Genomic DNA, 25231 nt, shown 5'->3' on the forward strand with positions numbered 1-25231 from the left:
TAATCGAGCCGCGCGTTGATTTAATTCTTCCGCAATGATTCTTTAGTCCCCGGACAACCGTTTTCGGGTTCGTATTATTAATGTTGTATTAGCTGGATAGAGAGCGATGCCAACCATCAATCAACTGATTCGCCAGCCGCGTGTTTCTGCACGCGTCAAGAGCAAATCGCCGGCGCTGGAAAACAGCCCGCAAAAACGCGGCGTATGTACCCGCGTTTACACCACAACTCCAAAGAAGCCTAACTCGGCTCTGCGTAAAGTTGCCAAAGTGCGTTTGACCAACGGTTTCGAAGTAATTTCGTATATCGGCGGTGAAGGCCATAACCTGCAAGAACATAGCGTCGTGCTGTTGCGCGGCGGTCGTGTAAAAGATTTGCCGGGTGTGCGTTACCACATGGTTCGCGGCGCGTTGGATACCCAAGGTGTTAAAGACCGTAAGCAAGCACGTTCGAAGTACGGTACCAAGCGTGCAAAAGCTGGCAAGAAGTAATTAAAAGTTTTTCGCAGTCTCTGCGAAATGAGTGTCGGTCCCCAATGGGCCGAGTAAGTGGATGGTTATGATGACCTCCGCGAGTGTGCAGCAAATTTGTTGTTTGCACCTCAACTGAAGATTGAAAGGAATCGAAATGCCACGTCGTCGTGAAGTTCCCAAACGGGAAATCCTGCCAGATCCGAAGTTCGGCAATGTTGATGTTGCTAAATTCGTTAACGTTTTGATGTTGTCCGGTAAGAAATCGGTCGCAGAAAACATCATTTACGGTGCGTTTGAGCACATCCAAACTAAATCCGGCAAAGATCCGCTGGAAGTGTTTACAGCCGCAATCGCGAACTGCAAACCACTGGTTGAAGTGAAATCCCGTCGTGTTGGTGGTGCTAACTACCAGGTGCCGGTTGAAGTGCGTCCAGTTCGTCGTATGGCTTTGTCCATGCGTTGGTTGCGCGAAGCTGCAAACAAGCGCAGCGAAAAATCGATGCCACAGCGTCTCGCTGGCGAATTGCTCGAAGCGGCTGAAAGCCGTGGCGGCGCAATGAAAAAGCGCGATGAAGTTCACCGCATGGCAGAAGCGAACAAGGCGTTCTCGCACTTCCGCTTCTAATAGATTGGTGGGCTGGTCTGTCTATACAGATGCAGTTCGCCACATGTGTAATTTGTTCGAGGCCGGGCACATTTTGGAAAAAATGGCGCTCGGTTTTGTTCATTAAAAAGAATTAGGACTAATTATGGCCCGCAAGACCCCCATTGAGCGTTACCGCAATATCGGTATCTCGGCTCACATTGATGCTGGTAAAACGACGACTACCGAGCGCGTTCTGTTCTACACAGGCGTTAACCACAAGCTGGGTGAAGTGCATGATGGCGCAGCCACCATGGACTGGATGGAACAAGAGCAAGAGCGCGGTATCACGATTACTTCCGCTGCTACCACTTGCTTCTGGAAGGGTATGGCAGGTAACTTCCCAGCGCATCACATCAACATCATTGATACCCCGGGCCACGTTGACTTCACCATTGAAGTTGAACGCTCGATGCGCGTACTCGATGGCGCATGCATGGTTTACTGTGCAGTAGGTGGTGTGCAGCCACAATCCGAAACAGTTTGGCGTCAAGCTAACAAGTACAAAGTCCCACGTTTGGCATTCGTCAACAAGATGGACCGTACCGGCGCAAACTTCTTCAAAGTCTACGATCAAATGCGCGCGCGTTTGAAGGCGAATCCTGTGCCTATGCAAGTGCCTATCGGTGCTGAAGATTCGTTCGAAGGCGTAATCGATCTGGTCAAGATGAAAGCAATCATCTGGGACGACGCTTCGCAAGGTATGAAGTTTGAATACGGCGACATCCCTGAGCATCTGTTGGCTGAAGCGAAAAAATGGCGTGAAAACATGGTTGAAGCCGCCGCTGAAGCATCAGAAGAACTGATGAACAAGTACTTGGAAGAAGGCGACTTGTCAGAAGCTGAAATCAAGGCAGCGATTCGCCAGCGTACTATCGCCAGCGAAATCGTTCCAATGATGTGCGGCACCGCGTTTAAAAACAAAGGCGTGCAAGCTATGTTGGACGGCGTTGTTGAGTACTTGCCATCGCCAGTGGATATTCCACCAGTGCCAGGCCTGAACGAAGATGACGAACCAGTTGTGCGTAAAGCAGAAGACACCGAGAAATTCTCGGCACTGGCATTTAAGATCGCAACCGATCCGTTTGTTGGTCAATTGTGCTTTATCCGTTGCTACTCAGGTACTTTGAATTCCGGCGATACCGTTTTCAACTCTGTTAAAGAGAAGAAAGAACGTATCGGTCGTATCGTTCAGATGCACGCGAATCAACGCGAAGAAATCAAGGAAATGTTGGCAGGCGACATCGCTGCGATCGTTGGCTTGAAAGATACAACGACAGGCGACACCCTGTGCGACGACAAAGCGATCGTTGTGCTCGAACGCATGATTTTCCCTGAGCCAGTTATTTCTCAAGCTGTTGAGCCTAAAACCAAGGCTGACCAAGAGAAAATGGGCTTGGCTTTGAACCGTTTGGCGGCTGAAGATCCATCGTTCCGCGTGCGTACCGATGAAGAATCAGGTCAGACCATCATCGCTGGTATGGGCGAATTGCATCTGGACATTATCGTTGATCGTATGAAGCGCGAATTCGGCGTGGAAGCGACTGTCGGTAAGCCACAAGTTGCATACCGCGAAACCATCCGTAAAGTTTGCGAAGAAATCGAAGGTAAATTCGTCAAGCAATCCGGTGGTCGTGGTCAGTACGGTCACGTGGTTCTGAAGATCGAACCGCAAGAACCGGGCAAAGGCTTCGAATTCATCGACGCAATTAAAGGTGGTACGGTTCCTCGCGAATACATCCCTGCAGTTGAAAAAGGTGTGCGTGAAACATTGACCTCAGGTGTTCTCGCGGGCTACCCAGTGGTTGACGTTAAAGTCACCCTGTTCTTCGGTTCATACCATGACGTCGATTCGAATGAAAACGCGTTCCGTATGGCAGCATCGATGGCGTTCAAAGACGGTTGCCGTAAAGCCAGCCCAGTCATTCTGGAACCTATGATGGCTGTTGAAGTTGAAACACCTGAAGACTACGCTGGTACCGTGATGGGTGATTTGTCCTCACGTCGCGGCATGGTTCAAGGTATGGATGAAATCGCGGGCGGTGGCGGCAAGATCATTAAAGCCGAAGTACCTTTGTCCGAAATGTTTGGTTACTCGACATCGTTGCGTTCCGCAACACAAGGTCGCGCAACCTACTCGATGGAATTCAAGCACTACTCTGAAGCACCTAAGAACGTGATCGATGCAATCGTCACATCGAAGGCGCCTAAGTAATTATTCGTTGAAAAAAGACCAAGCGAGCAGAGCAGTTTTGCAAAGCTCCTTGGTCGATAGCAAGTAAATGTTGATGGGCCTCCCATGAGGGATGTCCTACTGTAAATAAATCGTTCTTTTTGAAGGAAGAATAAAATGGCAAAAGGCAAATTCGAGCGGACCAAGCCGCACGTGAATGTGGGCACAATTGGTCACGTCGATCATGGTAAAACCACATTGACGGCAGCGATTGCGACCGTGTTGTCGAAGAAATTTGGCGGCGAAGCTAAAGCGTACGATCAAATTGACGCAGCGCCAGAAGAAAAAGCGCGCGGCATCACGATCAACACCGCACACGTCGAATACGAAACAGCAAACCGTCACTACGCCCACGTTGACTGCCCAGGCCATGCTGATTATGTTAAAAACATGATTACTGGTGCTGCACAGATGGACGGCGCGATCCTGGTTTGCTCCGCAGCAGACGGTCCTATGCCACAAACTCGCGAACACATCCTGTTGTCGCGTCAAGTTGGTGTTCCATACATCATCGTCTTCTTGAACAAAGCAGACATGGTCGATGACGCAGAATTGCTGGAATTGGTCGAAATGGAAGTGCGTGAGCTCCTCTCCAAATACGAATTCCCAGGCGACGACTTGCCTATCATCAAAGGTTCCGCTAAGTTGGCACTCGAAGGCGACACAGGTCCATTGGGCGAACAAGCAATCCTGGCGCTCGCAGAAGCCCTCGACAGCTACATCCCAACACCAGAACGCGCAGTTGACGGCGCATTCCTGTTGCCAGTAGAAGACGTATTCTCGATCTCCGGTCGCGGTACCGTTGTTACCGGTCGTATCGAACGCGGTATCGTCAAAGTTGGCGAAGCCCTCGAAATCGTTGGTATCCGTGACACCCAAGTCACCACCTGTACTGGTGTTGAAATGTTCCGCAAATTGCTCGACCAAGGTCAAGCAGGCGACAACGTCGGCGTATTGCTGCGTGGTACCAAGCGTGAAGACGTGGAACGTGGTCAAGTTCTGGCAAAGCCAGGTTCGATCAAGCCACACAAACATTTCACAGGCGAAATCTACGTACTGTCGAAAGACGAAGGCGGCCGTCACACACCATTCTTCAACAACTACCGTCCACAGTTCTACTTCCGTACAACGGACGTAACTGGTTCGATCGAGTTGCCGAAGGATAAAGAAATGGTTATGCCAGGCGACAACGTGTCGATCACAGTAATGTTGATCAACCCGATCGCGATGGAAGAAGGTCTGCGTTTCGCTATCCGTGAAGGCGGTCGTACCGTCGGCGCTGGTGTCGTCGCTAAAATTATTGAGTAATAAACCGACTAAGTGACAGGTAACTGTCACTTAAATATCGCCGCGAGTGCTTATCCGCTCGCGGCTCGCTCTTTTAAGGAAATAAAATGTCAACAGCACCGAAATCAGCTCCAAACCAAAAGATCCGTATTCGTCTGAAAGCATTCGACTATCGTTTGATCGATCAGTCGGCACTCGAAATCGTTGATACAGCGAAACGTACCGGCGCAGTCGTCAAGGGCCCAGTGCCACTGCCAACTCGCATTCAACGTTTTGACGTTTTGCGTTCGCCGCACGTCAACAAAACATCGCGCGATCAATTCGAAATCCGTACTCACGTTCGTCTGATGGACATCGTTGATCCAACGGACAAAACAGTTGATGCATTGATGAAACTGGATCTGCCAGCTGGCGTTGACGTAGAAATCAAGTTGCAATAATTGTAAAGATTGCTGGGTTGGGCTCGAATGATGATGTTCCAGCCCGGCAATTGAAGGCTGGGAACAACAATTCACACATTTAGGTGTTGTGGAAGTGCTGTACACCAGTTATAATCTCGGGCTTCGCTAAGGATTCCGCTTTGGAATCCTTGTGGTACTCGTAGTTTCAAATATCAGCCCCGCCCAATCGTAGGTGGGAATGGAGAAAAAATGAACCAAAACCAAGATAAAGGCCAAGGCCTGCTTGGTCGCAAGGTTGGTATGATGCGCATCTTCACGGATGACGGGGATTCAATTCCTGTGACCGTGTTGGACGTGTCTAACAATCGTGTGACGCAAATCAAAACGTCTGAAGTCGATGGTTATTCGGCTGTTCAGGTCGCCTTCGGTAGCCGTCGTGCTTCCCGTGTCAACAAAGCATCTGCTGGCCATTTCGCCAAAGCTGGTGTTGAAGCTGGCTCAGTGCTCAAAGAATTCCGCATTGCCGCTACTGCTGCTTCCGAACTGAAAGTTGGCGATGTTATCGCTGCTAGCTTGTTCGAAGTCGGTCAAAAAGTAGACGTGCAAGGTGTGTCGATCGGTAAGGGTTACGCTGGTGTTATCAAGCGTTACCACTTCGGTTCCGGTCGCGCTACCCACGGTAACTCCCGTTCGCATAATGTTCCAGGCTCCATCGGTATGGCGCAAGATCCAGGTCGTGTTTTCCCTGGTAAGCGCATGACCGGTCACTTGGGTGACGTTACTCGCACCATACAAAACCTTGAGATCGCTCGTATTGATGCTGATCGCCAGTTGTTGCTGGTTAAAGGTGCTGTTCCTGGTGCAAAAAACGGTCAGGTGATTGTTTCGCCTGCTGTTAAAGTCAAAGCAAAGAAGGGGGCTTAATCTATGGAACTCAAGCTCCTGAATGACCAAGGTCAATCGTCTTCAAACGTTGCTGCACCGGATACTATTTTCGGTCGCGATTACAACGAAGCGCTGATTCACCAAGTCGTCGTTGCCTATCAAGCCAACGCACGTAGCGGTAATCGCAAGCAAAAAGATCGTGAAGAAGTTCATCACACGACTAAAAAGCCATGGCGTCAAAAAGGTACGGGCCGCGCTCGTGCTGGTATGTCGTCGTCGCCTTTGTGGCGTGGTGGTGGTCGGATTTTCCCGAACTCGCCTGATGAAAATTTCTCGCACAAAGTTAACAAGAAGATGTATCGCGCAGGTGTTTGCTCGATCCTCTCCCAGTTGGCTCGCGAAGGTCGTCTCTCCGTAATCGAAAACCTGTCAGTTGAAGCGCCTAAGACCAAGCTCTTGTCGCAAAAATTGAAAGATATGGGTTTGGATTCAGTGCTCGTCATTACTGATAGCCTGGACGAAAATCTGTTGTTGGCGTCGCGTAATCTGCCTAACGTGCTGATTTGTGAGCCACGTCACGCTGATCCAGTTTCGTTAGTGTTCTATAAAAAGATCCTGATCACGAAATTGGCATTGGCCAAGATTGAGGAGATGCTGGCATGAGCGCGATTCAGAAATATAGCGAAGAACGCTTGATGAAAGTGTTGTTGGCGCCGGTTATTTCCGAGAAAGCTACTTTCGTTGCTGAAAAGAACGAACAAGTTGTTTTCCTCGTAATGCCAGATGCTACCAAGCCAGAAATCAAGGCTGCAGTTGAGTTGCTGTTCAAGGTTCAAGTTGAATCTGTTCAAGTTGCCAACCGTCAAGGTAAACAAAAACGTTCGGGCCGCTTCAATGGTCGCCGCAACCACACACGTCGTGCGTTTGTGTGCCTGAAGCCAGGTCAAGAAATCAACTTCACCGAGGAGGCTAAATAATGGCACTCGTTAAAGTCAAGCCGACCTCGCCTGGTCGTCGTGGCATGGTCAAGGTCGTTAATGCCGACCTGTACAAAGGCCGTCCATTCGCAGGCTTGCTCGAAAAGAAATCGAAAACTGCTGGTCGTAATAACAACGGTCACATCACTACTCGCCACATCGGCGGTGGTCATAAGCAGCACTATCGCGTTATCGACTTCAAACGCACTAAAGATGGTATCCCTGCGAAAGTGGAACGTATCGAATACGATCCAAACCGCACGGCTAACATCGCGTTGGTCTTGTACGCGGATGGTGAGCGTCAATACATCATCGCAACCAAAGGTATGGCGATCGGTGATCAATTGATGAATGGCTCGGAAGCGCCGATCAAATCAGGTAACTGCCTGCCGATCCGCAACATCCCAGTCGGTACCGTTATGCATTGCGTCGAAATGTTGCCAGGTAAAGGTGCTCAAATGGCACGTACCGCTGGTGCTGGCGTTGTGTTGATGGCGCGTGATGGTACTTACGCTCAAGTTCGTTTGCGCTCCGGTGAAGTTCGCCGCGTGCATATCGAATGCCGTGCAACCGTTGGCGAAGTTGGCAATGCTGAGCATAGCCTGCGCAAAATCGGTAAAGCAGGTGCGATGCGCTGGCGTGGTGTTCGTCCTACCGTTCGCGGTGTGGTCATGAACCCGGTCGATCACCCACACGGTGGTGGTGAAGGTAAAACGGCAGCAGGTCGTCATCCAGTGTCGCCATGGGGCCAGCAGACAAAAGGCAAGAAGACGCGTCGCAACAAGCGCACGACTTCTATGATCGTCTCGCGCCGCGGCAAGAAATAAGGATAAGACATGACACGTTCATTAAAAAAAGGGCCGTTCTGTGACGCCCACCTGGTGAAAAAAGTTGAGACCGCGCAAGCGATCAAAGACAAAAAGCCAATCAAAACTTGGTCGCGCCGTTCGACAATCATGCCTGACTTCATCGGCTTGACGATCGCAGTGCATAACGGTAAGCAACACGTGCCGGTTTACGTATCCGAGAACATGGTTGGTCACAAGCTCGGCGAATTCGCGCTGACCCGCACGTTCAAAGGTCATGCTGCTGATAAGAAGGCTAAGAAATAAGGTCCGATGATGGAAACTAAAGCTACCCTCCGTGGTGTGCGCCTGTCGGCTCAAAAGGGCCGTCTCGTTGCAGACCAGATCCGCGGCAAAAAAGTGGATCAAGCGCTCAATATCTTGCAATTCAGCCCTAAAAAAGGTGCTGCGATCATCAAACGTGTGTTGGAGTCCGCAATTGCGAACGCCGAGCACAATGATGGTGCGGATATCGACGAATTGAAAGTTACAACAATTTATGTTGAAAAAGGTTCGGTCTTGAAGCGCTTCACAGCGCGTGCAAAAGGCCGTGGTGATCGTATCTCTAAACAATCCTGTCACATTTATGTGACTGTCGGTAATTAAGGAGTCACGATGGGACAGAAGATACATCCAACCGGTTTCCGCCTTGCGGTATCGCGTAATTGGGCATCGCGTTGGTATGCTGGCAATAGCAATTTTGCCACCATGCTCAACGAAGATCTCAAAGTTCGCGCATACCTGAAAACAAAACTGAAGAACGCTTCAGTTGGTCGCGTCGTTATCGAGCGCCCAGCTAAAAATGCTCGTATCACCATTTACAGCTCACGCCCTGGTGTCGTGATCGGTAAAAAAGGTGAAGACATTGAAGTGTTGAAGTCCGCACTGACCAAAATGATGGGCGTGCCGGTTCATGTGAATATCGAAGAAATTCGTAAGCCAGAAACCGACGCACAACTGATCGCTGATTCGATTGCACAGCAATTGGAAAAACGTATCATGTTCCGTCGTGCAATGAAGCGTGCAATGCAAAATGCAATGCGCCTCGGTGCACAAGGCATCAAGATCATGTCGTCCGGTCGTTTGAACGGTATCGAGATCGCACGTAAAGAATGGTATCGCGAAGGTCGCGTACCACTCCACACACTGCGCGCAGATATCGACTACGGTTTCGGCGAAGCGGAAACAACTTACGGCATCATCGGTATTAAAGTTTGGGTTTACAAGGGCGATCGTTTGCCTAGCGGCGAACTGCCAGTTGACCTGACAAAAGAAGATGACACCAAACGTCGTGGCCCACGCCGTGACGATGGCAAACCAAGCAGCCGTCCACGTACTGCTCGCCCAGAAGGTCAACCAGGTGCTGCTGCACCAGGCGCCGCACCGGCAGCTAAGCGTGTTCGTGCGAAAAAGCCGGATGGCGCTGTTGATGCGGCTGTGTCGGCTGAGAAAGCAGGAGAATAATCATGCTGCAACCAGCACGCAGAAAATATCGTAAAGAGCAAAAAGGCCGTAATACCGGTATTTCCCATTCGCGCGGCACAGCCGTGTCGTTCGGTGAATTCGGTCTGAAAGCAATTGGTCGTGGTCGTATTACTGCTCGCCAAATTGAAGCGGCACGTCGTGCAATGACGCGTCACATCAAACGTGGTGGCCGTATCTGGATTCGTATTTTCCCAGACAAGCCAATTTCGCAAAAACCTGCTGAAGTCCGTATGGGTAACGGTAAGGGTAATCCGGAATACTACGTGGCTGAAATTCAGCCAGGCAAAATGTTGTACGAGATGGATGGCGTTGACGAAACTCTGGCTCGCGAAGCGTTCCGCTTGGCTGCAGCTAAACTGCCGTTATTGACTAAGTTCGTCGTCCGTCAAGTCGGCCAATGATAGGGATGAACATGAAAACATCTGAACTCCAAGGCAAAGACCAAGCGGCTTTGACCAAAGAACTGAACGATTTGTTGAAAGCTCAGTTCGGTCTGCGTATGCAGATTGCAACACAACAGCTGAACAACACATCGCAGCTGAAAAAAGTACGTCGCGATATAGCACGTGTGAAAACGGTCTTGAATCAGAAGGACGCCAAATAATGAACGATCAAGTAAAACAAGCGCTTAAGCGTACGTTGATTGGCAAAGTCGTGTCTGACAAGATGGACAAGACCGTAACCGTGCTGATCGAGCGTCACGTCAAGCATCCGTTGTACGGCAAAATCATCATGCGTTCGAGCAAGTATCATGCGCATAATGAAGGTAACCAGGCAAAAGCTGGTGATACGGTCGAGATTCAAGAAGGTCGTCCTATCTCCAAAACTAAAGCTTGGACCGTGACACGTGTTGTACAAGCAGCGCAAATAGTTTAATTAGTTGTTGCGGACCCGCTATTTCGATGTAATAATAGCGGGCTTCGTTCTTGTAATGTTTCTGTTGCAAGGCAGTAAAAAGAGTTAGCGCCGAGTAGTGGTGCTAATCAAAGGTTTTTGAAATCGTCCACCTCATCAGTCTGCTTTCGGCGGGCTGCCGGGACCAAGACTGACCGTGAGTGTGCATTGTGCGCAGTGATCGGGTTAAGTTGGGAAAGAAAATACTATGATTCAAACTGAAAGCCGGCTCGAAGTAGCCGACAACACTGGTGCTCGCGAAGTAATGTGCATCAAGGTGCTGGGCGGTTCAAAACGCCGTTACGCAGGTATTGGCGATGTGATCAAGGTCACCGTCAAAGTTGCAGCGCCACGTGGTCGTGTGAAAAAAGGCGAAATTTATAACGCTGTTGTTGTGCGTACTGCTAAAGGTGTTCGTCGTCAAGATGGCTCCCTGGTCAAGTTCGACAGCAATGCAGCAGTTTTGCTCAACGCAAAGCTGGAGCCAATTGGCACGCGTATTTTTGGACCGGTTACACGTGAATTGCGCACTGAGCGCTTCATGAAAATCGTTTCTCTTGCGCCTGAAGTTCTGTAAGGAGTCGTGATGGATAAGATTCGTAAAAGCGACGAAGTCATTGTGCTGACTGGCAAAGACAAAGGCAAACGTGGTGTTGTTCAACGCCGTGTTGATGCTAACTACGTAGTTGTCGAGGGTGTCAACGTTGCTAAAAAAGCGACCAAGCCTAACCCAATGACAGGTGCAACTGGCGGCATCGTCGATAAGTTGATGCCAATTCATGTGTCGAATGTTGCGTTGTTTAACGCTGCAACCGGCAAGGCAGATCGTGCTGGCTTTAAAGATGTGGACGGTAAAAAAGTCCGCGTTTACAAGTCAAGCGGCGAAGCAGTGAAGGTTTAAGAGATCATGGCCCGTCTCCAAGAATTCTATAAAGAAAAAGTCGTTGCTGATTTGACTGCAAAATTTGCATACAAATCGGTAATGGAAGTTCCGCGCATTCTGAAGATCACCCTGAACATGGGTTTGTCGGAAGCTGTTGCAGACAAGAAAATCATCGAACACGCAGTTGGCGATTTGACTAAGATTGCTGGCCAAAAGCCAGTAGTTACCAAAGCGCGCAAGGCGATTGCTGGTTTTAAAATTCGCGAAGGTTATCCAATCGGTTGTATGGTGACTTTGCGTGGCGCTCACATGTATGAGTTCCTTGATCGTTTTATCACTGTTGCGTTGCCACGTGTGCGCGACTTCCGTGGTATCTCCGGCAAGGCGTTCGACGGGCGTGGTAATTACAATATCGGTGTGAAAGAGCAGATCATTTTCCCCGAAATTGAGTACGACAAGATTGATGCATTGCGTGGTATGAATATCAGTATCACGACAACTGCAAAGACCGACGATGAAGCAAAAGCGCTTCTCGCCGCATTTAAATTTCCGTTCAGAAACTGAGGTTGCCATGGCAAAACTGGCACTGATTAACCGTGAACAAAAGCGTGCAGACCTGGTAAAGAAATATGCCGGCAAACGCGCTGAGTTGAAGGCGATCATTGATGACCAATCGAAGTCGGAAGAAGAGCGCTACGAAGCGCGCCTGAAATTGCAGGCGTTGCCACGTAACTCGGCTCCTACTCGTCAACGTAACCGTTGCGCTTTGACTGGTCGCCCCCGTGGCACTTTCCGTAAGTTCGGTTTGGGCCGTATTAAGCTCCGTGAAGTCGCCATGCGTGGCGAAATCCCGGGTATGACTAAAGCCAGCTGGTAATAGGAGAATAAGCAATGAGTATGAGCGATCCTATCGCCGATATGCTGACCCGTATCCGCAATGCGCAAGTGGTTCAAAAGACTTCGGTAGCAATGCCGTCGTCGAAGGTCAAAATTGCGATTGCCAACGTCCTCAAGGACGAGGGTTACATTGAAGACTTCGCCGTGACAGAGGCTGCTGGTAAAGCAGAGCTGAAAATCGGTTTGAAATATTATGCAGGTCGTCCAGTTATTGAGCGCTTGGAGCGCGTATCCCGTCCAGGGCTGCGTATCTACAAGGGCAAGGACGATATTCCAAACGTCATGAACGGTTTGGGTGTGGCTATCGTGTCAACACCAAAAGGCGTTATGACTGACCGCAAAGCGCGCGCAACCGGTGTCGGTGGCGAAGTTATTTGCTACGTCGCCTAAGGAGTGCAAGATGTCTCGTGTAGGTAAAATGCCGATTGCACTGCCTAGTGGCGCGGAAGCGACCATTACTGCAGCGCAAATCACAGTAAAAGGCCCGTTGGGTACTTTGTCCCAGTCATTGAATGGCTTGGTGCAGGTCGAAAACACTAACGGTACACTGAATTTTAAAGCCGCTAACGACAGCCGCGAAGCAAATGCGATGTCGGGTACATTGCGCGCATTGGTCAATAACATGGTCAATGGCGTAACTAAAGGCTTTGAAAAGAAATTGACGTTGGTTGGCGTTGGTTACCGTGCGGCAGCGCAAGGTGACAAGCTGAATCTTTCGTTGGGTTTCTCGCATCCTGTAGTACACCAAATGCCAGCCGGCGTGAAAGTGGAAACACCGACGCAAACCGAGATCCTGATCAAAGGCATCAACCGCCAGCAAGTTGGTCAAGTGGCTGCTGAAGTCCGCGCATACCGCAGTCCTGAGCCTTACAAAGGCAAAGGCGTTCGTTATTCGGACGAAGTGGTTGTGATTAAAGAAACCAAGAAGAAGTAAGGGTTGACGATGGATAAGAAACAATCACGTCTGCGCCGCGGACGCCAAACTCGAGCAAAGATCGCTGAGTTAAAGGTGATTCGCCTGGCAGTGCATCGCACCAACTTGCACATCTACGCTAGCATCATCGGACCAGATGCCAAAATTTTGGCCTCAGCATCGACATTAGAAGCTGAAGTGCGCCAAGAGTTGGCTGGTCAGTCCGGTAAAGGTGGTAATACTGCCGCTGCTGCACTGGTAGGCAAGCGCGTTGCAGAAAAAGCACTGAAAGCAGGAATCGCCGAAGTTGCGTTCGATCGCTCCGGTTTCCGTTATCACGGCCGCGTCAAAGCAGTTGCTGAAGCTGCGCGTGAAGCTGGTCTGAAGTTCTAAGGAAGAATCGTCATGGCAAAAATGCAATCCAAAATGCAAAGCGATAAGCCGGATGATGGCATGCGCGAAAAAATGATCGCGGTCAACCGTGTGACCAAAGTGGTCAAGGGTGGTCGTATCATGGGTTTCGCAGCATTGGCTGTAGTCGGTGATGGCGATGGCCGCATCGGTATGGGCAAAGGCAAATCGAAAGAAGTGCCGGTCGCAGTGCAAAAAGCAATGGAAGAAGCGCGCCGCAAAATGATCAAAGTCACGTTGAAAAACGGTACTTTGCAACACATGGTAACCGGCAAGCACGGCGCGTCATCAGTTTTGATGCTGCCAGCTAAAGACGGTACTGGTGTGATTGCTGGCGGTCCAATGCGCGCAATTTTTGAAGTAATGGGTGTAACGAACGTTGTGGCGAAATCCACTGGTTCGACCAATCCTTACAACATGGTTCGTGCAACACTGGACGGCTTGGCAAAAATGAACACTGCTTCGGAAATTGCAGCTAAGCGCGGCAAGTCTGTTGAAGAAATTCTGGGCTAAGGTGAGCACAATGGCAAAGACAGTTAAAGTTACATTGGTCAAAGGTTTGATCGGTACCCGCGAAACACATCGCGCTACCGTTCGCGGCCTGGGCTTGCGCGGTATCAACTCGGTATCCGAGTTGGAAGACACACCGGCAGTTCGCGGCATGATTAACAAAGTATCGTATCTCGTGAAAGTAGTGTCGTAAGCCTCGGCTTGCGCACGGAGAAAATCATGGAATTGAATAGCATTCAACCAGCAGACGGCGCTAAGCACTACAAGCGACGCGTCGGCCGTGGTATCGGTTCCGGTCTGGGTAAGACATCGGGCCGTGGTCACAAAGGTCAAAAATCCCGTTCAGGCGGTTTCCATAAAGTCGGTTTCGAAGGCGGTCAAATGCCTTTGCAACGTCGTTTGCCTAAGCGTGGTTTCAAATCGCTGGCAACGCCATACAAAGCAGAAGTTCGCTTGTCCGATCTGGAAGCATTGCCAGTGACGGAAGTCGATATCCTGGCATTGAAACAAGCCGGCGTTATCGGTGAGCTCGCACGTGTTGTTCGCGTTATCTTGTCCGGTTCGATCACTAAAAAAGTGACGCTCAAAGGCTTGATCGCAACAAAAGGCGCAAAAGCAGCGATCGAAGCCGCTGGCGGTTCGGTTGCGTAAGTTTGTAGTCTGATAACGGAGTAAACATTGGCGACTACTCCTCAGCTTGCTAAGGGTGCGACAAGTGGATTTCCATGGGGTCGCCTCTGGTTCTTGCTCGGTGCATTGGTTGTATTTCGTATCGGTGCACACATTCCTGTCCCAGGAATTGATCCGGAACAGTTAGCGCAGTTGTTTAAGCAAAATCAAGGCGGTATCTTGGGCATGTTCAACATGTTCTCGGGTGGCGCGTTGTCCCGCTTTACGATTTTTGCGCTCGGTATCATGCCGTACATTTCTGCATCGATCATCATGCAATTAATGTCGGTAGTGTCTCCGCAGTTGGAAGCGTTGAAAAAAGAAGGCGAATCAGGCCGTCGTAAGATCACACAATACACACGCTACGGCACGTTATTGTTGGCGACCTTTCAAGGTTTGGGTATCGCAGTGGCGCTGGAATCGCAAATTGGTCTGGTCATTGATCCAGGCATGGCGTTCCGCCTCACGACAGTCATTACGCTGGTAACCGGCACAATGTTCTTGATGTGGTTGGGTGAGCAGATTACCGAACGTGGTTTGGGTAACGGCATCTCGATCATCATTTTCGCTGGTATCGCGGCAGGTTTGCCAAGTGCAGTTGCAGGTTTGTTTGAATTGGTTCGTACCGGTTCGATGAATGCACTGTCAGCAATTCTGATCTGTCTGGTGGTTGCTGCTGTAACGTATCTGGTTGTGTTCATTGAACGTGGCCAACGCAAGATCTTGGTGAACTATGCCAAGCGTCAAGTGGGTAACAAGATTTACGGTGGTCAAAGCAGTCATTTGCCATTGAAGTTGAATATGGCTGGTGTGATTCCTCCGATTTTCGCTTCGTCGATTATTTTGTTCCCGGCGACGATTACGAGCTGGTTCACATCGGGTGAAACGACAAGCAAGTTTGTCCTGTTCTTGAAGGATCTTGCAGCGTCGATGGCACCAGGTGAGCCGATTCATGCTTTGCTGTATGCTGCTGCGATTGTTTTCTTCTGCTTCTTCTATACCGCTTTGGTATTCAACAGCAAAGAGACAGCCGATAATTTGAAGAAGAGTGGTGCGTTTGTTCCAGGTATACGTCCTGGTGATCAAACCGCTCGGTATATTGATAAGATTTTGACTCGGTTGACATTGGCTGGCGCGGTCTATATTACGCTGGTGTGTTTGCTGCCTGAATTCTTGATCGCTCGTTGGAAGGTACCGTTCTACTTCGGTGGAACATCACTTCTGATTATTGTGGTGGTAACGATGGACTTCATGGCACAGGTGCAAAACTACGTGATGTCGCAGCAATATGAATCGTTGCTCCGCAAAGCGAATTTCAAGGGCGGGATTCCAACGCGCTAAGCGCGAAGGAAAACGGGCAAACGAATGGCAAAAGACGACGTAATCCAAATGCAGGGGGAGATTCTAGAGAATCTTCCAAACGCAACATTTCGAGTTAAGTTGGAAAATGGGCACGTAGTGCTTGGTCATATTTCAGGAAAAATGCGCATGAACTATATTCGCATTTTGCCTGGCGACAAGGTGACGGTAGAATTGACACCTTATGACTTAAGTAGGGCACGTATTGTGTTCCGTACTAAGTAACTTTAAAAACGAATCAAGAACTGTAAGAAAGAGGGCAAAAATGAAAGTGCTCGCATCAGTCAAGCGGATCTGCCGCAACTGTAAGATCATCAAGCGCAAGGGCGTCGTTCGAGTAATTTGCATCGAACCGCGTCATAAGCAGCGCCAAGGTTAATTTAACGTTATTGATTGAGGAATAACGAATGGCACGTATCGCAGGGGTAAACGTACCCAACCATCAACATACTGTAATCGGTCTGACCGCTATTTATGGTATTGGCCGCCCACGTTCGCAAAAAATTTGCGACACAGCCGGTGTTCTGACCACTAAAAAGGTCAAAGATCTGGACGACAACGAGCTCGAAAAGCTGCGCGATGAGATTGCAAAATTCATCGTCGAAGGCGATCTGCGCCGCGAAATCTCGATGAACATCAAGCGCCTGATGGACTTGGGTTGCTATCGTGGTATGCGTCATCGCAAAGGTTTGCCTTGCCGTGGTCAGCGTACACGTACGAATGCACGTACTCGCAAGGGTCCGCGTAAAGCAGCACAATCGCTGAAGAAATAATTCAAGTAAGTAGTTCGATTAGACGTCGGATTCAAGGAAAGAATAATGGCAAAAGCACCTAATAACGCCGCAGCAGCACGTGTGCGTAAGAAAGTTAAAAAGAACGTTGCTGAAGGCATCGCGCACGTACACGCGTCTTTCAACAACACCATCATCACGATCACAGATCGTCAAGGCAATGCGCTGTCATGGGCAACGTCTGGCGGTGCTGGCTTCAAGGGTTCGCGTAAATCGACTCCGTTTGCAGCGCAGGTTGCAGCAGAAGCAGCTGGCAAGGTCGCGATTGAATGTGGCATCAAGAATCTGGAAGTTCGCATCAAGGGCCCAGGCCCAGGCCGTGAATCGGCTGTGCGTGCGTTGAACAATCTCGGTATCAAAATTACCCAGATTCAAGACGTTACACCAGTGCCACATAACGGTTGCCGCCCACCAAAGCGTCGTCGTATCTAAGCATTTGTTGTATCAACGGTAGTTTGTTGTGCCGTAATTCGCCCGCCAAAGACCTTGGCGGGTTTTGTTCTTAAGTAAGCCCACTGTCTGATTGCAGATTTGTCAGACTAGCGCTCAGTGAATTGGTTTTCGCAAGAAGATTCATTCGGGGCGTCATTATCTAAAGGAAATTCTCGTGGCACGTTATATTGGACCTAAAGCAAAACTCTCCCGTCGTGAAGGTACCGACCTTTTCCTGAAAAGCGCACGTCGTTCGCTGGACTCGAAATGCAAACTTGATTCGAAACCTGGTCAACATGGTCGCACTTCCGGTGCTCGTACCTCTGACTACGGCAATCAATTGCGTGAGAAGCAAAAAGTTAAACGTATGTACGGCATCTTGGAACGTCAGTTCCGCCGCTACTTCGCAGAAGCCGACCGCCGTAAAGGCAATACCGGCGAAACATTGTTGAAATTGCTCGAAGCGCGTCTCGACAACGTCGTGTATCGCATGGGCTTTGGTTCGACACGTGCTGAAGGCCGTCAGTTGGTCTCGCACAAAGCGTTCACCGTCAACGGTATCGTTGTCAACATCGCTTCGTACCAAGTTAAACCGGGCGACGTAATCGCCGTTCGTGAAAAATCGAAAAAACAAGTGCGTATCGTTGAGGCTTTGTCCTTGGCTGAACAAATCGGTATGCCATCATGGGTATCTGTTGATGCTAAGAAAATGGAAGGTACTTTCAAGTCCTCTCCAGATCGTAGCGAAATCGCTAACGACGTCAACGAATCGTTGATCGTCGAATTGTATTCCCGTTAATACTGAATCCCCGGCCCACCTTCTGGTGGGCTTTTCTCGTAATGCCATCAGCCTTATCGGTGTAATGAGCCGAGGGTATTGAAAAGGACATTTCATGCAAAACAGTTTGTTGAAGCCACGTATTATTGAAGTTGAAGTGCTCGGTGCCGGTCACGCTAAAGTCGTAATGGAACCGTTCGAACGTGGTTATGGCCACACCTTGGGTAACGCGCTGCGTCGCGTTCTGTTGTCTTCGATGGTTGGTTACGCGCCAACAGAAGTCACTATCGCTGGTGTAGTTCACGAATACTCGTCACTCGACGGCGTGCAGGAAGACGTTGTTGATCTGTTGTTGAATCTGAAGGGCGTTGTGTTCAAGTTGCACAACCGTGACGACGTCACCTTGATTCTGAAGAAAGACGGCGAAGGCCCAGTGTTGGCATCCGATATCGAATTGCCACACGACGTTGAGCTGATCAACCCGGATCACGTGATTGCTCACTTGACCGCCGGCGGCAAACTCGACATGCAGATCAAAGTCGAAAAAGGCCGTGGCTATGTACCAGGTAACGTTCGTCGCTTGTCGGAAGATACCAACAAGACTATCGGCCGTATCATTCTGGACGCTTCGTTCTCGCCAGTTCGCCGCGTGTCGTACGCAGTTGAGTCGGCTCGTGTTGAACAGCGTACCGATCTGGACAAGCTGGTCATCAACATCGAAACAAACGGCGTGATCTCGCCAGAAGAAGCGATACGCCAATCGGCGCGCGTTCTGGTTGATCAACTGAATGTATTCGCTGCTCTGGAAGGCACAGAAGCGCCAGCAGATGCACCTTCACGTGCACCTGCCGTCGATCCTATCCTGTTGCGCCCAGTCGATGATCTGGAACTGACAGTGCGTTCGGCTAACTGCCTCAAAGCAGAAAACATTTACTACATTGGTGATTTGATCCAACGTAGCGAAAATGAATTGTTGAAAACGCCTAACCTCGGCCGTAAGTCCTTGAATGAAATCAAGGAAGTATTGGCATCCCGCGGTTTGACGTTGGGCATGAAACTCGAAAACTGGCCGCCAGCTGGTTTGGAGAAGTAATTTAAGTTGGGGTAGAGGCGACTCTGCCCCAATGGTTTTTGTAGTAGAATCCACCGTCGTAAAATTTATAGATACCGGTCCGCGTCATTGCACTATGCAGTGTCGATAGAAGAACTGGATTTAAACTCAAACTAGAAAGGAATTACCATGCGTCACCGTCACGGCCTTCGTAAATTAAATCGTACTTCTTCGCATCGTCTTGCTATGTTGCGCAACATGACTGTTTCCTTGCTGCGTCACGAAGCAATCAAAACAACGTTGCCAAAAGCAAAAGAACTGCGTCGCGTTATTGAACCGATCCTGACTCTCGGCAAAACCGACAGCCTGGCAAACAAGCGTCTCGCCTTCAATCGCCTGCGCGATCGTGAAATGGTTGTCAAACTGTTTGCTGAACTCGGTCCACGTTACGCTAACCGCAATGGCGGCTACCTGCGTATCTTGAAAATGGGTTTCCGTGTTGGCGACAACGCACCTATGGCATTTATCGAATTGGTTGATCGTCCAGATACAACTGAAGCTGTTGACGATACCAGCGGCGAATAAGTAAGCGACCGCGCAAGCGGTTTGCATAGATGACAAAAGCCAGGCATAGCCTGGCTTTTGCTTTTTCAGAACGACAAAGATGTTTGTGGCAAGATGGACGCTCTTAATAAAGAACCGTTACTCATGTCCGATTCTTCTATTCTCTCCGTCGTCGACTTGCATAAATCGTTTGGCCGCCATGCTGCAACCAGCAAGGTGATTGATGGTTTGTCATTCGCATTGCGGCGCGGTGAATGCTATGGGCTATTGGGGCCAAATGGCGCAGGTAAAACAACGACACTGCGTCTGTGCCTGGGCTTAACTACGCCTGACAGTGGCACGATTACGCTGGTTGGTCACGCGATTCCACAATATGCGCGCGAAGCACGTGCGCGTGTCGGTGTCGTACCGCAAGGCGATAATCTGGATCCTGATTTCACCGTATCGGAAAACCTGCTGGTCTTTGGCCGTTACTTTGGTATCGATGACAAAACAATACTGACGCGTATTCCATCGCTGCTGGAATTTGCCAATCTGACGAATAAAAAAGACGCGCGTATTGGCGAGTTGTCCGGTGGCATGCGGCGCCGTTTAACCTTGGCGCGTGCCTTGGTTAACGATCCTGATCTGATCTTTATGGATGAGCCGACCACCGGTCTCGATCCGCAGGCGCGCCACATGATCTGGGAACGTCTGAAAGCGCTGCTGGCACGTGGCAAAACGATATTCCTGACCACACACTTCATGGATGAGGCGGAGCGCCTGTGCGACCGTCTCGCCGTGATGGATCATGGCAAATTAATTGTAGAAGGTTCGCCACGTGATTTGATTGCGCAACATATTGAGGCACAAGTGGTCGAAGTCTATGGCGATGGTGCAGCAGCATGGGGTGCAGCGGAAGGACGGGCAAAATCAGCGCGTTATGAAGTCAGCGGTGAAACTATCTTTTGCTATACCAATGATGCGCAAGCCTTGCTTGATGGTTTGGATAAAACGCCCAATGTGCGCTACGTTCACCGTCCAGCCAATCTGGAAGATGTGTTTTTAAAATTGACCGGTAGGGAGATGCGAGATTGAAATCGACCTTATACGCTTTGCCTACTTTTTCGCTGCGCGCCTTCCCAGTCTGGCAACGCAATTTCCTAGTGTGGAAAAAACTGGCAGGTGCCAGCGTGCTGGGCAATATTGCCGATCCATTGATTACGCTGGTTGCTTTCGGTTATGGCCTCGGTAGCTTGCTGACGCATGTGAATGGCATTCCATATATTCAATATCTGGCATCTGGCTCGATATGCATGTCCATCATGATGGCGGCTTCGTTTGAGGCGCTGTATTCAGCTTTCTCGCGCATGCATGTGCAGAAGACGTGGGAGGCGCTGTTGAATGCGCCGCTATCACTGGATGATGTGGTGCTGGCAGAAATGTTGTGGGCAGCGACCAAGGCCTTGATCTCGGGTGTGGCGATCCTGTGCGTGATCTTTGCTCTAGGTATAGGTTTGCATTGGCATACTATCCTCGTAGTGCCTTTGCTGTTCTTGATCGGCATGATGTTCGCATCCCTAGGCTTGGTGATTAATGCATTGGCTAAAGGCTACGATTTCTTCACCTACTATTTCACGCTGGTGTTGACGCCGATGATCTTTTTGTCAGGTGTGTATTATCCGATAGCGCAATTGCCATCGTGGTTGCAGGTGATCTCCAGTATATTGCCGCTGGGTGCCGCGGTGAATTTGGTGCGCCCACTGATTCTGGGTACTTGGCCGCCAACGCCGGTGCTGGATATAGGCATATTGCTTATATATTGCGTCGCAGGATTTTATGTGGCGATCGTATTGACGCGCAAACGTCTCTTGAATTGAACGAAGGTTGAATACGCATGTCGATAACAGGCCAAGTATTGTTGGTGTGCAGCAATGTGCCCAATATAGAAAGCGCGAAGAAGTTAGCGCAGCACTTGCTTGAACAACGTTTGGCTGCGTGCGTGAATATCTTGCCTGCAGTGCAATCTATGTATCGCTGGCAAGGCGTGATTGAAGAGGCAAGTGAAGTAACGCTACATATTAAAACGACACAAGCGCGTTACACCGAATTGGAAGCAGCGATCAAGGCCGCGCACCCATACGATGTGCCGGAAATTATTGCAGTTCCCGTTGTTGAAGGTTTGTCGGTCTATCTCGATTGGGTGAGGCAGGAAACAAATAAGGATAGTGATGTTTAAGAAATGGATGTTGATGCTGCGCGGCTTTTTGCTCGCAATTGTATTGTGCGGCTTGGCGCCGCTTGTGCACGCTGATGAAGATTTTTTGAACCCTGAAGTAGCGTTCAAATTTTCTGCGCGCATGGACGATGCAAAAACAATAGTAGTCACTTATGCGATCGCCGACGGTTATTACATGTACCGTGAACGCTTTGCATTCAAAGCCGCTGGTGCAACATTGGGCGAGCCGATTATTCCTGATGGAAAAATCAAATTCGATGAAACGTTTCAGAAGGATGTCGAAACGTATCGCAATAGTGTGACGATACGTATTCCGGTAGAGGCCTCTGCACCGTTCACATTGATAGCGACCAGCCAGGGTTGTTCGGATAAAGGCTTGTGCTATTCGCCTATGGATTCCGAGGCGCGTTTATCGGTTGCAGGCGGCGGAGCAGAGATATTGTCATCGTCTACCCCTGCTGCGCAGGCAGGCAATGCTTTGCCTGAATCTGAAATGGGGCAGATAGAACGTTCGCTGAAAAGCGGGAAGTTGCTGACCATATTGCCATTGTTCTTTTTGCTGGGCTTGGGGCTGGCGTTTACGCCTTGCGTCTTGCCTATGGTGCCTATCCTTTCCAGCATCATTGTGGGTGAAGGCACGCAAGTAAAGCGTAGTCGCGGCTTTGTATTGGCGCTGGTGTATTCGCTGGGTATGGCCATCGTCTATACCTTGCTCGGCACGGCAGCGGGCTTGATCGGTGAAGGCTTGGCAGCGGCGCTACAGAATCCGTGGGTCTTGGGTACCTTCGCTATTTTGATGGTTGTACTGGCCTTGTCGATGTTTGATGTTTATCAATTGCAGATGCCAGCAGCAATACAAACCAAATTGACGCAGGCATCGGAGAAGCAATCTGCCGGCAAGTTAATCGGCGTGTTCATCATGGGTGCTTTGTCGGCCCTGATAGTTGGTCCTTGCGTGGCCGCTCCTTTAGCCGGTGCCTTGGTCTATATCAGCCAGACTCGTGATGTGATGATAGGTGGCAGTGCTCTGTTTACGATGGCGATCGGTATGAGTGTGCCTTTATTGCTAGTCGGTTTGTCAGCAGGCGCTTTGTTGCCGCGTGCCGGGATGTGGATGGATGCGGTCAAGCGTTTCTTTGGCGTGCTGATGCTGGTCGTCGCTTTGTGGATGGTGTCGCCGGTGATTCCTGCTGTTGCGCAAATGCTGGGCTGGACTGCGCTGCTGGTTGGTTATGGCGCCTACTTGTTGTGGGGCGCAAAAGGTGGTTGGTTCTCGAAGGCGGTTGGTTTGATTTGCGTCGTACTCGGCATGTTGCAATTGGTAGGCGTCGCAACCGGTGGCCGTGATGCATTGGCACCGCTTGAACATTTGCAAGGCGAGCGTCAAGAGAAGGTGACGTTCAAGCATGTTAAAACGGTAGCGGATCTGGACGCCGCTTTGGCGCAGGCTAAAGGCAAACATGTGATGCTGGATTTTTATGCGGATTGGTGTGTCTCTTGTATCGAGATGGAAAAGCTGACTTTCACTGATCAGCGTGTGCGTACCCACTTCGCTGAAATGGTTCTGCTGCAGGTCGATGTGACGGCGAACGATGCAGAAGACAAAGCCATGTTGCGTCGCTTCAATTTATTCGGACCGCCGGGCATTATTTTCTTTGATAAGGCCGGTCAGGAAATCCAGGGCGGGCGTGTCATTGGTTTTCAGAACGCAGACAAGTTCACGCAATCATTGGCACTGATCAAGCAATTTTAAGTGCGACGCAGCTTGCGCTATGATCATAGCTCCTCGTTATTTGTATAGTTGTTATTTGTCGTTGGGAAAGTGGTCTGGCAGGGCTATAGTCAGACTTTAATGATTACAGTGCAAAGGAGAAAGCAATGACTTTACGTTTAGGCGATACTGCCCCCGATTTCACGCAAGATTCGTCGATCGGCAAAATAAAATTTCACGAATGGGCAGGCGATTCCTGGGTTGTTTTATTCTCGCATCCAGCTGACTTTACACCGGTCTGCACGACTGAGCTGGGCCTGACCGCCAAGCTGAAACCTGAGTTCGACAAACGCAATGTGAAAGCGATTGCACTGTCGGTTGATCCAGCAGACAAGCACGTCGAGTGGATCAAGGATATCGAAGCCACGCAAAAAACCGTGGTTGGTTTTCCTATTGTTGCGGATGCGGACAAATCGGTTTCCACTCTGTATGACATGATCCATCCGAATCAATCGGCGACGGCTACCGTGCGTTCGCTGTTCGTGATCGATCCGCAAAAGAAAATCCGTCTGACAATTACTTATCCTATGAGCACCGGCCGTAACTTCGATGAAGTGCTGCGCGTGATCGATGCCTTGCAATTGACTGATGGTTACACCGTTGCAACACCAGGTAACTGGCGCGATGGCGATGACGTGATCATTCCGCTGACGGTACAGGATGAGGCAGTCATCAAGCAGAAGTATCCTAAGGGTTACAAGGCTGAGCGTCCTTATCTGCGCCTGACACCACAACCGAATAAATAATCGGTATTGCTGCAAATAAAAAAGCGTCCATTTGGACGCTTTTTGTTTTTCTACTGACTTCCTAATCCGTGATCAGCCGAGTTTCAGGCGTCGCGCGATATCGCGTGCAAAGTAAGTCAGCACGCCATCGGCTCCAGCACGTTTGAATGCGATCATGGATTCCATCATGGTCTTGTCGTGATCGAGCCAGCCATTTTGCGCTGCGGCCTTGATCATCGCGTATTCGCCACTGACTTGATAGGCAAAGGTCGGGACCTTGAACTCATCTTTGACACGACGCACGATGTCCAGATACGGCATACCTGGTTTGACCATCACCATGTCTGCACCTTCAGCCAGATCCAGGGCAACTTCACGCAAGGCTTCGTCGCTGTTGGCTGGATCCATTTGATAAGTGGACTTGTTGCTTTTGCCCAGCGTCGCGGAAGAGCCGACTGCATCGCGGAATGGGCCGTAAAACGCCGATGCGTATTTGGCAGAGTACGCCATGATGCGCGTGTAAATATGATGATGCGATTCCAGCGCGGAGCGGATGGAGCCGATGCGACCATCCATCATGTCGGACGGTGCAACGATATCGACACCGGCTTCGGCTTGTGCCAGCGCTTGTTTGGTGAGGATGGCGCAGGTTTCATCGTTGAGTACATAACCGTGTGCATCGATCACGCCGTCCTGGCCGTGGCTGGTGTATGGGTCGAGCGCGACGTCGGTCAGGATGCCTAATTCAGGGAAACGCTTTTTTAACTCACGTACGGCGCGTGGGATCAGGCCGTTCGGGTTGGTTGCCTCGATGCCATCAGGTGTTTTCAGCGAGGCTTGAATGACGGGGAATAATGCCAAGACCGGAATATGCAGTTCTACGCATTCTTCCGCCACGCTTAATAATAAATCAACAGAAAGACGCTCCACGCCCGGCATGGATGACACTTTTTCACGCTGGTTTTCGCCTTCGGTAATAAACACCGGATAAATCAGATCGGCCGGTGTGACTACGTTCTCGCGAATCATCGCGCGCGAGAAGGCGTCCTTGCGCATACGGCGCATCCGTACCGCGGGAAATTGTGCATTGGATAAAAGTTTGGACATGGCGGTCATTCAACAAAATGAGGGTTGTTA

General features: G+C 50.1%; 39 protein-coding genes. 38 read left to right on the plus strand and 1 reads right to left on the minus strand.

Annotation, left to right across the window (positions count from 1 at the left end; translation table 11 throughout):
• Positions 1–106 precede the first annotated feature (106 nt).
• The 38 genes from rpsL (at position 107) to BQ6873_RS13250 (ending at position 24115) form a co-directional block, all read left to right on the plus strand.
• Positions 107–490: a 30S ribosomal protein S12 gene (rpsL, locus tag BQ6873_RS13065; protein ID WP_011872533.1), complete on the plus strand. Its 384-nt coding sequence runs from the start codon at positions 107–109 to the stop codon at positions 488–490.
• 136 nt (positions 491–626) lie between these two features.
• Positions 627–1097 carry a 30S ribosomal protein S7 gene (gene rpsG / locus BQ6873_RS13070; RefSeq protein WP_012081253.1) on the plus strand — a complete coding sequence of 157 codons (471 nt, stop codon included), beginning with the start codon at positions 627–629 and terminating at the stop codon, positions 1095–1097.
• 124 nt (positions 1098–1221) lie between these two features.
• A complete protein-coding gene (fusA, locus tag BQ6873_RS13075; protein ID WP_076593031.1) occupies positions 1222–3330 on the plus strand; it encodes an elongation factor G in 2109 nt (702 codons plus the stop codon).
• 135 nt (positions 3331–3465) lie between these two features.
• A complete protein-coding gene (tuf, locus tag BQ6873_RS13080; protein ID WP_076593020.1) occupies positions 3466–4656 on the plus strand; it encodes an elongation factor Tu in 1191 nt (396 codons plus the stop codon).
• 86 nt (positions 4657–4742) lie between these two features.
• Positions 4743–5075: a 30S ribosomal protein S10 gene (gene rpsJ / locus BQ6873_RS13085; protein ID WP_012081250.1), complete on the plus strand. Its 333-nt coding sequence runs from the start codon at positions 4743–4745 to the stop codon at positions 5073–5075.
• Positions 5076–5285: 210 nt separating this feature from the next.
• A complete protein-coding gene (rplC, locus tag BQ6873_RS13090) occupies positions 5286–5960 on the plus strand; it encodes a 50S ribosomal protein L3 (protein WP_076593032.1) in 675 nt (224 codons plus the stop codon).
• A gap of 3 nt (positions 5961–5963) precedes the next feature.
• A complete protein-coding gene (gene rplD / locus BQ6873_RS13095; protein WP_076593033.1) occupies positions 5964–6584 on the plus strand; it encodes a 50S ribosomal protein L4 in 621 nt (206 codons plus the stop codon).
• Positions 6581–6898 (plus strand): 50S ribosomal protein L23, encoded by a 318-nt coding sequence (gene rplW / locus BQ6873_RS13100; protein ID WP_076593034.1) that lies wholly within the window; start codon positions 6581–6583, stop codon positions 6896–6898. The genes rplD and rplW overlap by 4 nt, the downstream gene beginning before the upstream one ends.
• On the plus strand, positions 6898–7725 hold the full coding sequence (gene rplB / locus BQ6873_RS13105; protein ID WP_076593035.1) for a 50S ribosomal protein L2: 828 nt from the start codon (positions 6898–6900) through the stop codon (positions 7723–7725). Before rplW ends, rplB begins: the two co-directional genes overlap by 1 nt.
• Positions 7726–7734: 9 nt before the next feature.
• Positions 7735–8010 carry a 30S ribosomal protein S19 gene (gene rpsS, locus BQ6873_RS13110; protein ID WP_008113170.1) on the plus strand — a complete coding sequence of 92 codons (276 nt, stop codon included), beginning with the start codon at positions 7735–7737 and terminating at the stop codon, positions 8008–8010.
• A gap of 6 nt (positions 8011–8016) precedes the next feature.
• Positions 8017–8349 (plus strand): 50S ribosomal protein L22, encoded by a 333-nt coding sequence (rplV, locus tag BQ6873_RS13115; RefSeq protein ID WP_012081245.1) that lies wholly within the window; start codon positions 8017–8019, stop codon positions 8347–8349.
• 9 nt (positions 8350–8358) lie between these two features.
• Positions 8359–9207, plus strand: a complete 849-nt coding sequence (rpsC, locus tag BQ6873_RS13120) for a 30S ribosomal protein S3 (RefSeq protein WP_076593036.1) — start codon at positions 8359–8361, stop codon at positions 9205–9207.
• Positions 9208–9209: 2 nt separating this feature from the next.
• A complete protein-coding gene (rplP, locus tag BQ6873_RS13125) occupies positions 9210–9629 on the plus strand; it encodes a 50S ribosomal protein L16 (protein WP_076593037.1) in 420 nt (139 codons plus the stop codon).
• 11 nt (positions 9630–9640) lie between these two features.
• A complete protein-coding gene (gene rpmC, locus BQ6873_RS13130) occupies positions 9641–9832 on the plus strand; it encodes a 50S ribosomal protein L29 (RefSeq protein WP_076594129.1) in 192 nt (63 codons plus the stop codon).
• A complete protein-coding gene (rpsQ, locus tag BQ6873_RS13135) occupies positions 9832–10104 on the plus strand; it encodes a 30S ribosomal protein S17 (protein ID WP_012081242.1) in 273 nt (90 codons plus the stop codon). The genes rpmC and rpsQ overlap by 1 nt, the downstream gene beginning before the upstream one ends.
• Before the next feature lie 226 nt (positions 10105–10330).
• Entirely contained in the window at positions 10331–10699 is a 369-nt protein-coding gene (rplN, locus tag BQ6873_RS13140; protein WP_011872519.1) for a 50S ribosomal protein L14, read from the plus strand.
• A gap of 9 nt (positions 10700–10708) precedes the next feature.
• Positions 10709–11023 carry a 50S ribosomal protein L24 gene (rplX, locus tag BQ6873_RS13145; RefSeq protein ID WP_012081240.1) on the plus strand — a complete coding sequence of 105 codons (315 nt, stop codon included), beginning with the start codon at positions 10709–10711 and terminating at the stop codon, positions 11021–11023.
• A gap of 6 nt (positions 11024–11029) precedes the next feature.
• Positions 11030–11569: a 50S ribosomal protein L5 gene (gene rplE / locus BQ6873_RS13150; protein WP_076593038.1), complete on the plus strand. Its 540-nt coding sequence runs from the start codon at positions 11030–11032 to the stop codon at positions 11567–11569.
• A 7-nt stretch (positions 11570–11576) separates the two neighbouring features.
• On the plus strand, positions 11577–11882 hold the full coding sequence (gene rpsN, locus BQ6873_RS13155; RefSeq protein ID WP_076593039.1) for a 30S ribosomal protein S14: 306 nt from the start codon (positions 11577–11579) through the stop codon (positions 11880–11882).
• A 14-nt stretch (positions 11883–11896) separates the two neighbouring features.
• The gene (rpsH, locus tag BQ6873_RS13160) at positions 11897–12292 is read left to right on the plus strand and encodes a 30S ribosomal protein S8 (protein WP_012081237.1); all 396 of its coding nucleotides are present in this window, start codon (positions 11897–11899) and stop codon (positions 12290–12292) included.
• A 10-nt stretch (positions 12293–12302) separates the two neighbouring features.
• A complete protein-coding gene (gene rplF, locus BQ6873_RS13165; protein WP_076593040.1) occupies positions 12303–12836 on the plus strand; it encodes a 50S ribosomal protein L6 in 534 nt (177 codons plus the stop codon).
• Positions 12837–12845: 9 nt separating this feature from the next.
• Complete coding sequence (gene rplR, locus BQ6873_RS13170) at positions 12846–13208, plus strand: 50S ribosomal protein L18 (protein WP_076593041.1); 363 nt, start codon at positions 12846–12848, stop codon at positions 13206–13208.
• A 12-nt stretch (positions 13209–13220) separates the two neighbouring features.
• Positions 13221–13739 carry a 30S ribosomal protein S5 gene (gene rpsE / locus BQ6873_RS13175; RefSeq protein ID WP_076593042.1) on the plus strand — a complete coding sequence of 173 codons (519 nt, stop codon included), beginning with the start codon at positions 13221–13223 and terminating at the stop codon, positions 13737–13739.
• A gap of 10 nt (positions 13740–13749) precedes the next feature.
• A complete protein-coding gene (gene rpmD, locus BQ6873_RS13180; RefSeq protein WP_206604447.1) occupies positions 13750–13929 on the plus strand; it encodes a 50S ribosomal protein L30 in 180 nt (59 codons plus the stop codon).
• Between the two features lie 26 nt (positions 13930–13955).
• The gene (gene rplO / locus BQ6873_RS13185) at positions 13956–14387 is read left to right on the plus strand and encodes a 50S ribosomal protein L15 (RefSeq protein ID WP_076593044.1); all 432 of its coding nucleotides are present in this window, start codon (positions 13956–13958) and stop codon (positions 14385–14387) included.
• A gap of 27 nt (positions 14388–14414) precedes the next feature.
• The gene (secY, locus tag BQ6873_RS13190; protein ID WP_076593045.1) at positions 14415–15746 is read left to right on the plus strand and encodes a preprotein translocase subunit SecY; all 1332 of its coding nucleotides are present in this window, start codon (positions 14415–14417) and stop codon (positions 15744–15746) included.
• A 24-nt stretch (positions 15747–15770) separates the two neighbouring features.
• Positions 15771–15989, plus strand: coding sequence for a translation initiation factor IF-1 (gene infA / locus BQ6873_RS13195; protein ID WP_005663428.1), 219 nt, complete (start codon positions 15771–15773; stop codon positions 15987–15989).
• A 40-nt stretch (positions 15990–16029) separates the two neighbouring features.
• The gene (gene rpmJ, locus BQ6873_RS13200; RefSeq protein ID WP_012081231.1) at positions 16030–16143 is read left to right on the plus strand and encodes a 50S ribosomal protein L36; all 114 of its coding nucleotides are present in this window, start codon (positions 16030–16032) and stop codon (positions 16141–16143) included.
• Positions 16144–16171: 28 nt separating this feature from the next.
• Positions 16172–16537 carry a 30S ribosomal protein S13 gene (gene rpsM / locus BQ6873_RS13205; protein WP_076593046.1) on the plus strand — a complete coding sequence of 122 codons (366 nt, stop codon included), beginning with the start codon at positions 16172–16174 and terminating at the stop codon, positions 16535–16537.
• A 45-nt stretch (positions 16538–16582) separates the two neighbouring features.
• A complete protein-coding gene (gene rpsK, locus BQ6873_RS13210; protein ID WP_007875349.1) occupies positions 16583–16987 on the plus strand; it encodes a 30S ribosomal protein S11 in 405 nt (134 codons plus the stop codon).
• Positions 16988–17162: 175 nt separating this feature from the next.
• On the plus strand, positions 17163–17786 hold the full coding sequence (rpsD, locus tag BQ6873_RS13215) for a 30S ribosomal protein S4 (protein ID WP_076593047.1): 624 nt from the start codon (positions 17163–17165) through the stop codon (positions 17784–17786).
• A gap of 94 nt (positions 17787–17880) precedes the next feature.
• Positions 17881–18858 (plus strand): DNA-directed RNA polymerase subunit alpha, encoded by a 978-nt coding sequence (locus BQ6873_RS13220; protein WP_076593048.1) that lies wholly within the window; start codon positions 17881–17883, stop codon positions 18856–18858.
• Positions 18859–19005: 147 nt separating this feature from the next.
• Positions 19006–19401 carry a 50S ribosomal protein L17 gene (gene rplQ / locus BQ6873_RS13225; RefSeq protein ID WP_076593049.1) on the plus strand — a complete coding sequence of 132 codons (396 nt, stop codon included), beginning with the start codon at positions 19006–19008 and terminating at the stop codon, positions 19399–19401.
• Positions 19402–19524: 123 nt separating this feature from the next.
• Positions 19525–20457 carry an ATP-binding cassette domain-containing protein gene (locus BQ6873_RS13230; protein WP_076593050.1) on the plus strand — a complete coding sequence of 311 codons (933 nt, stop codon included), beginning with the start codon at positions 19525–19527 and terminating at the stop codon, positions 20455–20457.
• A complete protein-coding gene (locus BQ6873_RS13235; RefSeq protein ID WP_076593051.1) occupies positions 20454–21239 on the plus strand; it encodes an ABC transporter permease in 786 nt (261 codons plus the stop codon). Before BQ6873_RS13230 ends, BQ6873_RS13235 begins: the two co-directional genes overlap by 4 nt.
• A 17-nt stretch (positions 21240–21256) precedes the next feature.
• The gene (gene cutA / locus BQ6873_RS13240) at positions 21257–21598 is read left to right on the plus strand and encodes a divalent-cation tolerance protein CutA (protein WP_076593052.1); all 342 of its coding nucleotides are present in this window, start codon (positions 21257–21259) and stop codon (positions 21596–21598) included.
• Positions 21591–23351, plus strand: coding sequence for a protein-disulfide reductase DsbD (gene dsbD, locus BQ6873_RS13245; RefSeq protein ID WP_076593053.1), 1761 nt, complete (start codon positions 21591–21593; stop codon positions 23349–23351). The genes cutA and dsbD overlap by 8 nt, the downstream gene beginning before the upstream one ends.
• Before the next feature lie 125 nt (positions 23352–23476).
• On the plus strand, positions 23477–24115 hold the full coding sequence (locus BQ6873_RS13250) for a peroxiredoxin (RefSeq protein WP_076593054.1): 639 nt from the start codon (positions 23477–23479) through the stop codon (positions 24113–24115).
• A 72-nt stretch (positions 24116–24187) separates the two neighbouring features.
• Here the strand turns inward: BQ6873_RS13250 and hemB are convergent, their stop codons facing one another.
• Complete coding sequence (gene hemB / locus BQ6873_RS13255; protein WP_076593055.1) at positions 24188–25201, minus strand: porphobilinogen synthase; 1014 nt, start codon at positions 25199–25201, stop codon at positions 24188–24190.
• Between the last annotated feature and the right edge of the window lie 30 nt (positions 25202–25231).

The organism is Herminiimonas arsenitoxidans, from assembly GCF_900130075.1.
Lineage (GTDB): Bacteria > Pseudomonadota > Gammaproteobacteria > Burkholderiales > Burkholderiaceae_D > Oxalicibacterium > Oxalicibacterium arsenitoxidans.

What these genes read in the sequence shown, in the direction of transcription:
- cutA (WP_076593052.1), top strand. Translation starts at nt 21,257, where the DNA reads ATGTCGATAACAGGCCAAGTATTGTTGGTGTGCAGCAATGTGCCCAAT.
- rpmD (WP_206604447.1), top strand. Translation starts at nt 13,750, where the DNA reads ATGGCAAAGACAGTTAAAGTTACATTGGTCAAAGGTTTGATCGGTACC.
- rplQ (WP_076593049.1), top strand. Translation starts at nt 19,006, where the DNA reads ATGCGTCACCGTCACGGCCTTCGTAAATTAAATCGTACTTCTTCGCAT.
- rpsJ (WP_012081250.1), top strand. Translation starts at nt 4,743, where the DNA reads ATGTCAACAGCACCGAAATCAGCTCCAAACCAAAAGATCCGTATTCGT.
- BQ6873_RS13250 (WP_076593054.1), top strand. Translation starts at nt 23,477, where the DNA reads ATGACTTTACGTTTAGGCGATACTGCCCCCGATTTCACGCAAGATTCG.
- rpsL (WP_011872533.1), top strand. Translation starts at nt 107, where the DNA reads ATGCCAACCATCAATCAACTGATTCGCCAGCCGCGTGTTTCTGCACGC.
- rplC (WP_076593032.1), top strand. Translation starts at nt 5,286, where the DNA reads ATGAACCAAAACCAAGATAAAGGCCAAGGCCTGCTTGGTCGCAAGGTT.
- fusA (WP_076593031.1), top strand. Translation starts at nt 1,222, where the DNA reads ATGGCCCGCAAGACCCCCATTGAGCGTTACCGCAATATCGGTATCTCG.
- rplP (WP_076593037.1), top strand. Translation starts at nt 9,210, where the DNA reads ATGCTGCAACCAGCACGCAGAAAATATCGTAAAGAGCAAAAAGGCCGT.
- rplE (WP_076593038.1), top strand. Translation starts at nt 11,030, where the DNA reads ATGGCCCGTCTCCAAGAATTCTATAAAGAAAAAGTCGTTGCTGATTTG.
- infA (WP_005663428.1), top strand. Translation starts at nt 15,771, where the DNA reads ATGGCAAAAGACGACGTAATCCAAATGCAGGGGGAGATTCTAGAGAAT.
- rplV (WP_012081245.1), top strand. Translation starts at nt 8,017, where the DNA reads ATGATGGAAACTAAAGCTACCCTCCGTGGTGTGCGCCTGTCGGCTCAA.
- hemB (WP_076593055.1), bottom strand. Translation starts at nt 25,201, where the DNA reads ATGTCCAAACTTTTATCCAATGCACAATTTCCCGCGGTACGGATGCGC.
- BQ6873_RS13220 (WP_076593048.1), top strand. Translation starts at nt 17,881, where the DNA reads ATGCAAAACAGTTTGTTGAAGCCACGTATTATTGAAGTTGAAGTGCTC.
- rpsK (WP_007875349.1), top strand. Translation starts at nt 16,583, where the DNA reads ATGGCAAAAGCACCTAATAACGCCGCAGCAGCACGTGTGCGTAAGAAA.
- tuf (WP_076593020.1), top strand. Translation starts at nt 3,466, where the DNA reads ATGGCAAAAGGCAAATTCGAGCGGACCAAGCCGCACGTGAATGTGGGC.
- rplO (WP_076593044.1), top strand. Translation starts at nt 13,956, where the DNA reads ATGGAATTGAATAGCATTCAACCAGCAGACGGCGCTAAGCACTACAAG.
- rplB (WP_076593035.1), top strand. Translation starts at nt 6,898, where the DNA reads ATGGCACTCGTTAAAGTCAAGCCGACCTCGCCTGGTCGTCGTGGCATG.
- dsbD (WP_076593053.1), top strand. Translation starts at nt 21,591, where the DNA reads ATGTTTAAGAAATGGATGTTGATGCTGCGCGGCTTTTTGCTCGCAATT.
- BQ6873_RS13230 (WP_076593050.1), top strand. Translation starts at nt 19,525, where the DNA reads ATGTCCGATTCTTCTATTCTCTCCGTCGTCGACTTGCATAAATCGTTT.
- rpsH (WP_012081237.1), top strand. Translation starts at nt 11,897, where the DNA reads ATGAGTATGAGCGATCCTATCGCCGATATGCTGACCCGTATCCGCAAT.
- rplD (WP_076593033.1), top strand. Translation starts at nt 5,964, where the DNA reads ATGGAACTCAAGCTCCTGAATGACCAAGGTCAATCGTCTTCAAACGTT.
- rplR (WP_076593041.1), top strand. Translation starts at nt 12,846, where the DNA reads ATGGATAAGAAACAATCACGTCTGCGCCGCGGACGCCAAACTCGAGCA.
- rplF (WP_076593040.1), top strand. Translation starts at nt 12,303, where the DNA reads ATGTCTCGTGTAGGTAAAATGCCGATTGCACTGCCTAGTGGCGCGGAA.
- rpmC (WP_076594129.1), top strand. Translation starts at nt 9,641, where the DNA reads ATGAAAACATCTGAACTCCAAGGCAAAGACCAAGCGGCTTTGACCAAA.
- rplN (WP_011872519.1), top strand. Translation starts at nt 10,331, where the DNA reads ATGATTCAAACTGAAAGCCGGCTCGAAGTAGCCGACAACACTGGTGCT.
- rpmJ (WP_012081231.1), top strand. Translation starts at nt 16,030, where the DNA reads ATGAAAGTGCTCGCATCAGTCAAGCGGATCTGCCGCAACTGTAAGATC.
- rpsQ (WP_012081242.1), top strand. Translation starts at nt 9,832, where the DNA reads ATGAACGATCAAGTAAAACAAGCGCTTAAGCGTACGTTGATTGGCAAA.
- rpsN (WP_076593039.1), top strand. Translation starts at nt 11,577, where the DNA reads ATGGCAAAACTGGCACTGATTAACCGTGAACAAAAGCGTGCAGACCTG.
- rpsS (WP_008113170.1), top strand. Translation starts at nt 7,735, where the DNA reads ATGACACGTTCATTAAAAAAAGGGCCGTTCTGTGACGCCCACCTGGTG.
- rpsM (WP_076593046.1), top strand. Translation starts at nt 16,172, where the DNA reads ATGGCACGTATCGCAGGGGTAAACGTACCCAACCATCAACATACTGTA.
- rpsE (WP_076593042.1), top strand. Translation starts at nt 13,221, where the DNA reads ATGGCAAAAATGCAATCCAAAATGCAAAGCGATAAGCCGGATGATGGC.
- rpsG (WP_012081253.1), top strand. Translation starts at nt 627, where the DNA reads ATGCCACGTCGTCGTGAAGTTCCCAAACGGGAAATCCTGCCAGATCCG.
- rplW (WP_076593034.1), top strand. Translation starts at nt 6,581, where the DNA reads ATGAGCGCGATTCAGAAATATAGCGAAGAACGCTTGATGAAAGTGTTG.
- rplX (WP_012081240.1), top strand. Translation starts at nt 10,709, where the DNA reads ATGGATAAGATTCGTAAAAGCGACGAAGTCATTGTGCTGACTGGCAAA.
- rpsC (WP_076593036.1), top strand. Translation starts at nt 8,359, where the DNA reads ATGGGACAGAAGATACATCCAACCGGTTTCCGCCTTGCGGTATCGCGT.